Origin of the sequence: Rhodococcus sp. LB1 (genome assembly GCF_001583455.1) — a bacterium.
Classification (GTDB): Bacteria; Actinomycetota; Actinomycetes; order Mycobacteriales; family Mycobacteriaceae; genus Rhodococcus_F; species Rhodococcus_F opacus.
In genome coordinates, this window is record NZ_LTCZ01000392.1 from 22,680 (window position 1) to 34,046 (window position 11,367).

Annotated in this window: 11 protein-coding genes; 5 read left to right on the plus strand and 6 right to left on the minus strand. The window is 68.6% G+C overall.

Going from position 1 to position 11,367, the window contains the following annotated elements:
* Positions 1 to 6: 6 nt before the first annotated feature.
* From AZG88_RS37390 to AZG88_RS37400, 3 genes are all read right to left on the minus strand, one after another.
* Positions 7 to 918, minus strand: a complete 912-nt coding sequence (locus AZG88_RS37390) for a DMT family transporter (protein ID WP_005248223.1) — start codon at positions 916 to 918, stop codon at positions 7 to 9.
* The gene (locus tag AZG88_RS37395) at positions 906 to 2,501 is read right to left on the minus strand and encodes a glycoside hydrolase family 13 protein (RefSeq protein ID WP_061700570.1); all 1,596 of its coding nucleotides are present in this window, start codon (positions 2,499 to 2,501) and stop codon (positions 906 to 908) included. Before AZG88_RS37395 ends, AZG88_RS37390 begins: the two co-directional genes overlap by 13 nt.
* Positions 2,502 to 2,568: 67 nt before the next feature.
* Positions 2,569 to 2,964 carry a globin gene (locus tag AZG88_RS37400; RefSeq protein ID WP_005264320.1) on the minus strand — a complete coding sequence of 132 codons (396 nt, stop codon included), beginning with the start codon at positions 2,962 to 2,964 and terminating at the stop codon, positions 2,569 to 2,571.
* Positions 2,965 to 3,104: 140 nt separating this feature from the next.
* Between AZG88_RS37400 and AZG88_RS37405 the strand changes: the two genes are divergently transcribed.
* From AZG88_RS37405 to AZG88_RS37415, 3 genes are all read left to right on the plus strand, one after another.
* Positions 3,105 to 3,776: an HNH endonuclease gene (locus tag AZG88_RS37405; protein WP_005248218.1), complete on the plus strand. Its 672-nt coding sequence runs from the start codon at positions 3,105 to 3,107 to the stop codon at positions 3,774 to 3,776.
* A gap of 75 nt (positions 3,777 to 3,851) precedes the next feature.
* Positions 3,852 to 4,112, plus strand: a complete 261-nt coding sequence (ctaJ, locus tag AZG88_RS37410) for an aa3-type cytochrome oxidase subunit CtaJ (RefSeq protein WP_005248217.1) — start codon at positions 3,852 to 3,854, stop codon at positions 4,110 to 4,112.
* Positions 4,099 to 4,578, plus strand: coding sequence for a DUF5130 domain-containing protein (locus AZG88_RS37415; RefSeq protein WP_005248214.1), 480 nt, complete (start codon positions 4,099 to 4,101; stop codon positions 4,576 to 4,578). Before ctaJ ends, AZG88_RS37415 begins: the two co-directional genes overlap by 14 nt.
* A 73-nt stretch (positions 4,579 to 4,651) precedes the next feature.
* Here AZG88_RS37415 and AZG88_RS37420 read toward each other — a convergent pair whose 3' ends face one another.
* Positions 4,652 to 5,017, minus strand: coding sequence for an SRPBCC family protein (locus tag AZG88_RS37420; RefSeq protein WP_231914330.1), 366 nt, complete (start codon positions 5,015 to 5,017; stop codon positions 4,652 to 4,654).
* Between the two features lie 150 nt (positions 5,018 to 5,167).
* On the opposite strand from AZG88_RS37420, the gene AZG88_RS54620 reads away from it, so the two are divergent.
* Together AZG88_RS54620 and dinB are read left to right on the plus strand one after the other, a co-directional pair.
* Positions 5,168 to 5,974, plus strand: coding sequence for a helix-turn-helix domain-containing protein (locus AZG88_RS54620; RefSeq protein ID WP_231914331.1), 807 nt, complete (start codon positions 5,168 to 5,170; stop codon positions 5,972 to 5,974).
* A 37-nt stretch (positions 5,975 to 6,011) separates the two neighbouring features.
* Positions 6,012 to 7,238 (plus strand): DNA polymerase IV, encoded by a 1,227-nt coding sequence (dinB, locus tag AZG88_RS37430; protein ID WP_061700571.1) that lies wholly within the window; start codon positions 6,012 to 6,014, stop codon positions 7,236 to 7,238.
* Between the two features lie 20 nt (positions 7,239 to 7,258).
* Here dinB and pepN read toward each other — a convergent pair whose 3' ends face one another.
* Entirely contained in the window at positions 7,259 to 9,862 is a 2,604-nt protein-coding gene (gene pepN / locus AZG88_RS37435; protein ID WP_061700574.1) for an aminopeptidase N, read from the minus strand.
* A gap of 72 nt (positions 9,863 to 9,934) precedes the next feature.
* On the minus strand, positions 9,935 to 11,170 hold the full coding sequence (locus AZG88_RS37440) for an NAD(P)/FAD-dependent oxidoreductase (protein ID WP_005248199.1): 1,236 nt from the start codon (positions 11,168 to 11,170) through the stop codon (positions 9,935 to 9,937).
* Positions 11,171 to 11,367: the final 197 nt, after the last annotated feature.

The following is an 11,367-nucleotide window of genomic DNA, read 5'->3' on the forward strand; positions in this document are numbered from 1 at the left end:
GCGCCGTCAGCCGGACCGCAGCGTGCTGGTCGCCAGAACGGCGAGCGACGCGACGACGGCCGCCATGCCCAGCCCCGCGACCAGGGTCAACTGCTCGCCGAGCACCGCGGTCCCGAGCAGCGCCGCGACCACCGGTTCGGTGAGCGTCAGCGTCGCGACCGTCGCGGGTGGCAGCCGCCGCAGACCGGCGGCGAACAGCAGATACGCCAGCACGGTCGGGACGATCGCCAGATACACCGCGGCCGCAGCGCCCGGCCCGGTGTCGAGGCCGCCGGGCCACGTCGCGACGAGCACGGGGATCAGGAACAGTCCACCGAGACCGAACATCTGTCCCATCGCCGCCTCGGGACTCGCACCCGCGGCGAGCAGCGACGACCCGGCAACCGTGTAGGCGGCGTACCCGAGGCCGGCGATCAGCGCAGGCAGTGCTCCCGCCAGGATCCCGGCCGAGTCGGAGCCGCCCGTCGTGCCCGCCACGATCAACGCCATGCCGGCGACCGCGATGACGGTGGACACGGCCCACACCGGACCGGGACGGTGCCGGTGCACCGCCCATTGCAGTGCACCGGTGAACGCGGGGCCCGAACCCAGCGCGATCATGGTTCCTGCCGCCACCCCGGCACTCTGCACGCCGCTGAAGAAGCCGAGTTGGTACGCCGCGACCCCGATCCCGCCCCATACGGCGGGCACGTACCCGCGCATCCCGGAGCCGTCACCGAACCCGAGTCCGCCCCGCAGAGCCGCGAACGCCGCGAGGAGCGCACCCGCGGCCACCACCCGGGCCGAGCCGACGGCCAGCGGGTCGAGGTCGTATCCGAGGGAGCGGGACGCAAGAGCCTGCGCGGTTCCCGTCGTGGCGAACAGGATCGATGCTGCGACGACCGCGGCAACTGCGGGAGTGCGGGTCAGATGAGCCACGCAGCCGCGTTCGGTGGGAGCTGTCCCTCGACGAGCGGCGCGCTGCTGAGCAGCACCTCGCCGGGTGGCAGCGAGATCGGTGCGCCGGTGGCGTTGAGGGCGCAGATCAGCCCGCCGCGCCTGCGGAAGGCGAAGCAGCCGGCGGGGCTCCCGTACCAGTCGACCCCGGGCCCGGAGAACTCCGGACGCAGCGAGCGCAGTTCGAGTGCGGCCCGGTACAGCGACAGCGTCGACGTGACGTCCTCGAGTTGCGACTCGACGGTGAGGTACGCCCACTCGGGTGGCATCGGCAGCCAGGGCTCGCCGGTGCTGAATCCGAACGGCGGTTCGGTGCCCTCCCACGGAACGGGCACACGGCAGCCGTCGCGGCCGCGTTCGGTGTGACCGGACCGTTCCCACACCGGGTCCTGCAGCGCCGAATCGGGCAGGTCGACGTTGGGCAGGCCGAGTTCGGCGCCGTTGTACAGGAACGCCGCACCCGGCAGCGCCAGTTCGACGAGGATCATGGCCCGGGCGCGTGCCGTGCCGATCTCGCCGCCGCCGTACCGGGTGACTTCCCGTTCGACGTCGTGGTTCGACAGGGTCCAGGTGGGTGTCCCGCCCACCTGGTCGACGGCGGTCAGGGAGTTCTCGATCGCCTCCCGGACCGTCTCCGCCGAGAACTCGGCCTCGGCCAGCCGGAAGTTGAACCCGAGATGCAGTTCGTCGGGCCGGATGTACTCGCCAAAGCGTTCGTTGTCGCGAACCCAGATCTCCCCGACCGCCATCGTGCCCGGGTACTCGTCGAGGACCTTGCGGATGCCGCGGTGGATGTCGTGGACCGCGGGGTTGTCGAACCGCGGATCGTCGTCGGAGTTCTGCAGCAGTTCGTTGGCGGACCAGTCATGATCCGGCAGACCTTCCGGCTTCGCCATGCCGTGCGCGACGTCGATGCGGAATCCGTCGACGCCGCGGTCCAGCCAGAACCGGAGCGTCTTCGTGAGATCCTCGACGACCTCCGGGTTGTCCCAGTTCAGGTCGGGCTGTTCCGTCGCGAAAATGTGCAGGTACCACTGGCCCGGCTTGCCGTCGGCCTCGGTGATCCGCGTCCACGCCGGCCCGCCGAAGATGCTCGGCCAGTTGTTGGGCGGCTCTGCGCCGTCCTCACCGCGACCGTCGCGGAAGATGTACCGGTTCCGTTCGGGACTGCCCGGCGGCGAGGCCAGGGCGGCGCCGAACCATTCGTGCTCGACGCTGGTGTGATTGGGTACCAGGTCCATCGTCACCTTGATCTGGCGCGCGTGCGCGGCCTCGATCAGTGCGTCCATGGTCGCGAGGTCACCGAACAGTGGGTCGATGTCGCGGGGATCGGACACGTCGTAACCGTGATCGGCCATCGGGGAGCGCATGACCGGGCTCAGCCAGAGGGCGTCGACACCGAGCAGTTCGAGGTATCCCAGCTTGTCCCGCACTCCGTGGAGGTCGCCGACACCGTCACCGTTCGCGTCGGCGAACGAGCGGGGATAGATCTGGTAGAAGACGGCGTCGGACCACCAGGGTGCCGGCTGTGTGTCGTCGGCGGACGTTTCGGCGGGAGTGCTCACAAACGCCCATCGTGCCAAACGATCGCCCGCACCACGACTCGACCGGCGTAATCGGGGCGGGGCGGTTTCAGAAGGCGGAGTTCACCATCGACGCCGCGGCCATGTCCATGTACTCGGAGAGGGCCTTGCGGTGGGCGTCGTCGAGGGTTCCGGTGTCGATCGACGCGATGGCCGTGTGCATGCACCGGAGCCAGGCGTCCCGCTCGATCGGGCCGATCTTGAACGGCTGGTGACGCATCCGCAGTCGTGGGTGGCCGCGCTCGTCCGAATAGGTGTGCGGTCCGCCCCAGTACTGCTCGAGGAACATCCGCATCCGGCGCTCGGCCGGGCCCAGGTCTTCCTCGGGGTAGAGGGGCCGCACGATGTCGTCCTTGGCGACTTCCTCGTAGAAGCGCGCGGTGAGTTTGCGGAACGTCTCCGCTCCGCCCACCGCCTCGTAGAAGGTCTGCTGCACGTCAGTCATGGCGCCTTCCATTGTGCACGTGCGGGCGCGAACGGTCTTCGTCACCGTCTGTTCACCGAACGTCCTGCATTTTTGTCGGAAATGGACGTGCACGAGCAGGCAATTCATGGTGCACTTGGTGGCAATCTCCCGGAGGTCGCATGAAGAATCGACACAGCGCCCGCGCGCACCGACAACTCGTGCCCACTGATGCCCGGAGTGCCGGGGTTTCAGGGGCGTTTGCTTTACAAGTGATCACCGAAGGCTCCGCGCACAGCGCAGAGCCTTCTTTCCCGGGCGAGAATGCGGTTCCGCTCTGGATCAAGCGCCGGGTGCTTCTCCTGAATGTCACCTACGAGCCGCTCACCGCCCTTCCTGCCCGCCGCGCCGTGGTGTTGATGACCTGCGGTAAGGCCGATACCGTCCACGAGGATCCCCAGGCCCCGGTCGTCCACTCCGAGCAGTGGTCCGTACAGGTGCCGTCCGTGATCCGCCTCCGGAACTACGTCCGCGTCCCGTATCGCGCCCGCGTTCCGATGACCCGCGCAGCCCTCATGCACCGGGACCGGTTCCGGTGCGCCTACTGCGGCGCCAAGGCCGAGACCGTCGATCACGTAGTTCCCCGCAGTCGCGGCGGCGAGCATTCGTGGGAGAACTGCGTGGCCTGCTGCGCGCCCTGCAACCACCGCAAGGCAGACAAGTTGCTGACCGAACTCGGCTGGACGCTCAGGGCCTCCCTCGTGCCTCCGTCGGGGCCGCACTGGCGACTGCTGGCGTCCACCAAGGACCTGCACCCGTCCTGGATGCCCTACCTCGGTGAAGGCGCCGCCTGAGCGTTCCGCGCGTCCGCTTCGCGAAGTTCGGCCCTGACGCTTCCCCTCGCACGGTTCTGGGCTACCGTTTGCGTTGTGAGCATTCTCGAGACAGTGCTGATATTCGTAGGAATTCCGGCGTTGATCACCGCCTTCTTCGCGGGGATGTCGTTCGTCGGCAAGAAGACGCCGGGCCCCGTGCCGCCCGCGTTCCACCTCGGTGAGGAATGGACGCACGCGCCGGTGCTGTGGAGCGCCGTCGACGAGGTGACCACGCACGGTCATCACGGCGGACACCACGGCGCGCACGCCGGTTCGGCAGACCTGATTGGAGGCTCGGCAAGTGGCAAGTGGTGACCTGATTCCCGCGTCCGCGGTATCCGCGGACAATCTGCCTGTCGGCAGCGTCGTGACCTCCAGCGGTCGCATCTCGGGCGTGCACCGCGTCGGTGAGCCGTTCACCGACGACCTGCCGTTCACGACGGACGAACTCGTCCGCCTCGACGATGCCCTCACCGAAGGCACCCGCAAGACGAAGGTGCGCTTCAACGCGTACATCGGCGACCTCGGCGACGACACCGCGGCCGGTGCCGACGCGCTGTTCCCGACGACGCCCGAGGCGGAACGGTCCGTGCTCATCGCGGTCTCGCCCAACCAGCGGACGGTCGAGATCCGCAGCGGCCGGGCCGTGGCCAACCGGGTCACCGACCGGGTCGCTCAGCTCGGCGCCACCGCCGCCGTGTCGTCGTTCGGCGACGGAGACCTCATCGACGGTCTCGTGAGTGCAATCCGCGTGATGAGCGCGGCAATCGCCTCACCGTAGAACCTGCACAGATCAGCATCCGCGCGGCCCGATCCGGCTCAGTCCTCCTGAACCGGATCGGGCCGTCGGTGTCTCACCGGGTGCCGACGACGCGATCGGCGCTTTCGAGGGTCCGCCGAACGGCGTCGATGCCGAGTTCCATCATCTCCGCGGTCCGGTCCGTGAGAGTCGCGGGCAGGATGTCCGCGATCCAGACGAACACGGTCGCGCCGTGGCCGTCGTCGCTCACCTGGGCGGAAGCATTGTGATGCCGGTAGGGGCCGTCGACGATCGACCAGGCCAGTCGGCGCGCGTCCTCGTCGCACGAGACGAGACGCTCCCGGACGACGGAACCGTCGAAGAACGTGATGACCCGATCTCCCGGTCGATCACCGAAGCGGTGACGAAACCTGCGGCGAGCCGCGTGTGCAACGCACCCCAGTCGCGCAGAGCGTCCCACGCGGCAGCGGGCGTGACATCGATGTGGGTGGACTCGTAGATGTATGACATGACTCCAGCCTGCCGCGAGAAACTGCCGTGAGGATTGAAGATCCTTGCAGGCCATCGCATGTGCGGGAAGGTGTCGGGCCCCACGGGTAACGTCCCCGTTGTGGCGGTGAGCGAGGTCGCACGTCTGCCGGGCGTTAGCGTCTGGGCGGTGGACTGCTGCGCCGTGCACCCGGGCTGGTCGGACGTGGAAGTGCGGGATGATCACCGGTTCGTGCTCGTCCGCGGCGGCCGATTCGTTCGCCGGATCGGCAGACGCGAGTCGATGGCCGACACGACCGTCGCGTATCTCGGAGTACCGGGCGAAGTGGAACAGTTCGCGCACCCCGCCGGTGGAGACCGGTGCACGTCGATCAGTGTCCGGCCCGAGCTCTGGCGTGCGATCGCCGGTGACGACTGGACGCTCGGCCGTTCGGATGTGTACGTCGATGCCCGCGTCGATCTTCTTCATCGACGCCTGCTCCGTGCCGGCCGGACCGGTGACGTCCATTTCGCCCTCGCCGAGGAGGTCGTCCGGCTCGTCGCGGTTGCCGCGCTCGCCGCGTCGCGGGCGCGGTCGTGTTCACACCGGCGCGGCGGCATTCCGGACCACGCAGTGGCCGCGGCTGCCCGCGCGGCGGTCCTCGACGACGAGCCCGGCTCGGACGGTCTGATACCGCTTGCCGAGCGGTTCGGGGTGTCGCCGTTCGCGCTCAGTCGTGCGTTCAGTGCAGTCATGGGCGTCTCGCTCACCAGGTACCGCAACAGGGTTCGCGTCGGGCGGGCGCTCGAGCGGATCGAGAACGGCGACCGTGACCTCGCCGGCCTCGCCGCTGGCCTGGGATTCTCGGATCAGGCGCACATGACCAGGACCATCCGGGCCCACCTCGGCGAGACACCCACCGCACTGCGAACACTGTTGTCGGCCTGAACGACACTCGACTTCTGTCGGTGGTCGATGCGAACATATGTTCGTGTCCGATTCGCCGCGCCCGCGCATCTCGAGTGGCGCCGAGGCGACCATCCTGCACGCCGACCTCGATGCGTTCAACGCCTCGGTGGAGCAACGGGACGACCCCGGCCTGCGGGGGCGTCCGGTGATCGTCGGCGGCGGCGTCGTGCTGGCCGCGAGCTACGAGGCGAAGGCGTACGGGGTGCGCACCGCCAGCAGCGGTGCGCAGGCGCTGCGCCTGTGCCCGCACGCCGTCGTGGTGCGCCCACGAATGTCGGCGTATGCGGCCGCGAGTAAAGCGGTGTTCGAGGTGTTCGGCCGGACGACGCCCCTGGTCGAGGGACTGTCGATCGACGAGGCCTTCCTCGACGTCGCCGGTCTCCGCAAGATCGCGGGCGCGCCGGTCGACATCGCGGCGCGTCTGCGCCGCGACGTACGCGAGCAGGTGGGTCTGCCGATCACGGTCGGAATCGCGAGAACGAAGTTTCTCGCCAAGGTCGCCAGCGCGGTGGGCAAACCCGACGGACTGTTGCACGTGCCGCCGGACCGCGAGATCGAGTTCCTCCATCCGCTGCCGGTCGAAAGGCTGTGGGGTGTCGGGGCGGTGACGTCGGTCAAGCTCCGCGACGCCGGGATTGCCACCGTCGGGCAGCTCGCCCACTATCCCGAAGAGCTGCTTATGTCCGTCGTCGGACCCGCGGCGGGCCACCACCTCCACGCGCTCGCGTGGGCACGAGATCCACGTCCCGTGCAGGTGGGGAGCAGGCGGAGATCCGTCGGCGCGCAGCACGCTCTGGGGCGCAGACCGAAGTCGAGGGAGGACGTGGACGCCGCGCTGGTGACGTTGGTCGACCGGGTGGCCGGCCGGCTGCGCCGCGGCAAGCGGGTCGGGCGCACGGTGGTGCTCCGGCTGCGGTTCGACGACTTCACCCGGGTCACGCGTTCGCACACACTCGCGCAGCCGTCGGCTCAGACGCAGACGATCCTCACGACGGCCCGGGGCCTGCTGAACAACGCGATGCCGATGATCGAACGCAAGGGCATCACCCTCGTCGGAGTCGCGGTGGCCAACCTCGAGGACGACTGCCCGCAACAGCTGGCGCTGCCGTTCGACCCGTACACGAGCAGTTCGCTCGACAGCACGCTCGACAGCCTCCGCGACCGCTTCGGTTCCTCGGCCGTCACCCGCGCGGTGCTGCTGGGCCGGGATCAGGGTGTGACGGTGCCGATCCTGCCGGACTAGGCCGGCAGGATCGGCACCGGTCAGCTCGCGTCGAACTTCCGGGCCGCCAGCGACCGGACGATCCCGGCGCGGCCCTCGACCACCAGGCGGCGCAGGGCCGGCGGATGGTCGCCGGCCAGGAATGCGTCGGCTGCCGCCACGGATTCCTCGCTGATCGACCACGACGGATACAGACCCACGACGACGGTCTGCGCGACCTCGCTCGAACGCCGCTCCCACACCGCGGGAATGTCCGCGAAGTAGCGGGCCACGTACGGTGCGAGGATCTCGGACTGTCCGTGACCGGCGAAGGCGCCGATGATCGAGCGGGCGGTGATGTTCGGCACGGAATCGTCGCCGACCACCCGGTTCCACGCCTGTTCCTTCACCGCGGCCTGCGGGCGGACGGTGGCCGCCGCGGCGGCGTTGCGGGCACCTGCCGCGGTGGGGTCGCGTTCGGCTTCGGCGTCGATGAACGGCGTCTCGATGCCCTCGGAGTCGATCTCACCGGCCCCTGCGAGTGCGGTGACGAGACGCCAGCGCAGGTCCGTGTCGACGACGAGCCCCGGAAGCCCGACCGTCTCGGGTGCGGCGTCGAGCAGTTCCTGCAGAACCTCGGTGTGCCACGCCGACAGCTGCGCCCCCGCCAGCGCGTTGACGAACGCCAGCTGGTGATCCGAACCCGGCTCGGCTTCCCGCGCCAGTTCGAGGAGCCGGTTCGCGAAGTCCGGCCAGCCGTGTTCCTTGGCCCACTCGGGTTCGGCGTAGCTGTGCAGCGCGGTCTGGGCCTGCATCAGCAGTCGCTGGACGACGCCGACCTCGGTTTCGGCGCCGACGCCGCGCTGCACGAGGGCGACGAAGTCCCGCGCCTTGAGTTCGGCCTGACGCGTCATCTCCCAGGCCGCCGACCACACCAGGGTGCGGGGCAGGGGCTCGTCGATGTCGCCGATGCGGTCGATGGCGGTGGCGAGCGAGTCGGGATCGAGCCGCAGCGAGCAATACGTGAGGTCGTCGTCGTTGACGAGGATCAGCTGACCGCGTTCGACACCGACGAGTTCGGTGACGTCGGTGCGTTCGGTGGCGTCGAGGTCGAGTTCGACCCGCTTCGTGCGCACGAGCTTGCCGTCGCGGTCGTCGTACACACCGACGGCGATGCGGTGTACTCGTCGCTCGCCGGCACCCGGTGCGGCGCCGGACTGCAGGACGGCGAACCGGGTGAACTTGCCGTCCGCGTCGACGTCGAATTCGGGGCGCAGGATGTTGAGCCCGGTGGTCTTGAGCCACTGCGCTCCCCAGTCGGACAGGTCGCGGCCCGAGGACTTCTCGAGTGCGCCGAGGAGGTCGTCGAACGTGGCGTTGTCGAAGGCGTGGTCGCGGAAGTAGTCCCGCAGGCCGGACAGGAAGGGGTCGAGCCCGACATATGCGACGAGCTGCTTGAGGACCGAGGCGCCCTTCGCGTACGTGATGCCGTCGAAGTTCACCTCGACCGCGGCGAGGTCGGGGATGTCGGCGGCGATGGGGTGGGTGGACGGCAGCTGATCCTGCCGGTACGCCCACGACTTCTCGACGTTGGCGAACGTGGTCCACGCGTTGGTGTACTCGGTGGCCTCGCTCTGGCAGAGCACGGAGGCGAACGTCGCGAAGGACTCGTTGAGCCACAGGTCGTCCCACCAGCGCATGGTGACGAGGTCGCCGAACCACATGTGCGCCATCTCGTGCAGCACGGTCTCGGCCCGCCGCTCGTACGACGCCCGCGTCACCTTGGACCGGAAGACGTAGTCCTCGAGGAACGTCACGGCGCCGGCGTTCTCCATTGCGCCCGCGTTGAATTCGGGGACGAACAGCTGGTCGTACTTCCCGAACGCGTAGGGGGTGCCGAAATTGCGGTGGTAGAACGCGAAGCCCTGCTTGGTTTCCGTGAACAGGCGCTCGGAGTCCATGTGCTTCCCGAGGGAGGCGCGGCAGTAGATCGCGAGGGGGATGTCGCCGTGCTCGTCGGAGTAGTTGTCGGTCCATTCCGCGTACGGGCCGGCGATGAGCGCGACGAGGTAGGTGCTCATCTTCGGTGTGGTGCGGAAGATGTGGCGGCCGGCTTCCGGCGCCACCGTCTCGACGGTCGCGGAGTTGGAGATCACCTTCCAGTCGGCGGGGGACGTGACGTGCACGTCGAACGTCGCCTTCAGGTCGGGCTGGTCGAAGCAGGCGAACATGCGCTTGGCGTCGGCGGTCTCGAACTGCGAGTACAGGTACACCGCGTCGTCGGTCGGGTCCACGAAGCGGTGTAGCCCTTCACCGGTGTGCGAGTACGCGCAGTCGGCCTCGACCACCAGTTCGTTGCGTTCCGCGAGATCGGTGAGTGTGATGCCGGTGGACTCGTCGTAATCCGACACGTCGACGGGGGAGCCGTTCAGCGTGGCCGAATGCACACGGGCCGCGACGATGTCGACGAATGTGGACGCGCCGGGGGTGGCCCCGAACGTGACGGTGGTGCGGGAGGAGAACGTCTCGACTCCGGGCTGGATTGTCGTCTCGACTCCGGGTTGACCTGTCCCGTCGGTGAGGTCGAGTTCGATCAGGTAGTTGTCGACGGTCAGCAGTCCGGCTCGTTCGGCTGCCTGTTCGCGGGTCAGGTTCGGTGGGGCCACAGAGGTCTCCTCGTGATCGGCGGCGGTGCTCGTACTCGATGCTGCCATCCCATCACGAGTGGGCCGGGGGTGTTAACCGGACAGGTCGGTCAATGGCACTGCAGGGTCGGCCAGGCGGTCGGGATCGACCGGGGCGGACGAGGACACCAGTTGCTTGATCTGATCGGTGACATCCCAGATGTTGACGTTCATGCCGGCGAGGACGTGATTGTCCGCGTCGAGCCAGAAGGCCACGAACTCGCGTGCGGCGAAATCGCCACGCACGACCACCCGGTCGTACGAATCGTGCGGGGCGTACCCCACGTATTCCATGCCCAGATCGAACTGGTCGGTGAAGAAGTAGGGCAGGTTCCCGTATTCGGCCTCGTGCCCGAGCATGGTGGCGGCGGCCACGGCCGGCTGGTTGAGCGCGTTCGCCCAGTGCTCGACCCGGATTCGGGTGCCGAGCTGCGGATGCCACTGCGCGGCGATGTCGCCGACCGCGACGACGTCGGGGTCGCTGGTCTGCAACCCGGCGTCGACGAGAACGCCGCCGTCGACGTCGAGTCCGGCCCGCTCCGCGATCTCGATGTTGGGTGCCGCGCCGACGGCGACGAGGACCGCGTCGGCGGGCAGGACGGTGCCGTCGCCCAGCCGAACCCCGGTGGCCTTGCCGTCGTCGACGACGATCTCCTCGACCGTGGCGCCGAGGTGCAGTTGAACGCCGTGCTCGCGGTGGAGTTCGGCGAAGACCGAGCCGATCTCGGGGCCGAGCGAGCCGAGCAGGGGAACTTCGGCGGCTTCCACCACCGTCACGTCGGCGCCCTTCTCCCGTGCGGAGGCGCCCACCTCGAGGCCGATCCAGCCGGCGCCGATCACTACGAGTCGTCGGCCACCGGCGACCGCGTCGATGAGCTTGTCCGATTCGTCGATGGTGCGGAGGTAGTGGACTCCCTCGGCGTCGGACCCGGAGATCGGTGGGCGGCGCGAGCGCGAACCGGTGGCCAGGGCGAGCTTGTCGTAGCCCAGCGTGGAACCGTCCGGCAGCGTCACTGTGTGGGCGGTGAGGTCGAGGGCGGTGGCGGTGGTGCCGAGCCGCAGGTCCACGTGATGGTCGCGATACCAGTCACCGTGGTGGACGGTGAAGTCGCCGAGAGCCTTCTTGCCTGCGAAGTGTTCCTTCGACAGCGGAGGTCGCTCGTAGGGAAGATGCTCCTCCTCCGACAGGAGGATGATCGATCCGTCGAAATCCTTGTCACGCAATGATTCTGCCGTTTTCGCTCCGGCGAGGCCGCCGCCGACGACGACGAACGTGCGAGTGGAGGACATGTGAGGATGCTCCCTTCCGGTCGACCACGTTCGACCACGTTCGACCCTACTGCCGCGAGCGGGGTCTCCGGGAAGGATTCCCGGCAGGGAGGTGTTGACTGGACGGGAATGTGTACATCACCGAGAAGGAGCATCACGTGAGTGCTGGGACGAACGCCGGGACCGCCAGGGACGTCGCTGATTTCTGGTTCGACCCA

What these genes read in the sequence shown, in the direction of transcription:
- AZG88_RS37400 (WP_005264320.1), bottom strand. Translation starts at nt 2,964, where the DNA reads ATGACTGACGTGCAGCAGACCTTCTACGAGGCGGTGGGCGGAGCGGAG.
- AZG88_RS37405 (WP_005248218.1), top strand. Translation starts at nt 3,105, where the DNA reads ATGAAGAATCGACACAGCGCCCGCGCGCACCGACAACTCGTGCCCACT.
- dinB (WP_061700571.1), top strand. Translation starts at nt 6,012, where the DNA reads ATGTTCGTGTCCGATTCGCCGCGCCCGCGCATCTCGAGTGGCGCCGAG.
- AZG88_RS37440 (WP_005248199.1), bottom strand. Translation starts at nt 11,170, where the DNA reads ATGTCCTCCACTCGCACGTTCGTCGTCGTCGGCGGCGGCCTCGCCGGA.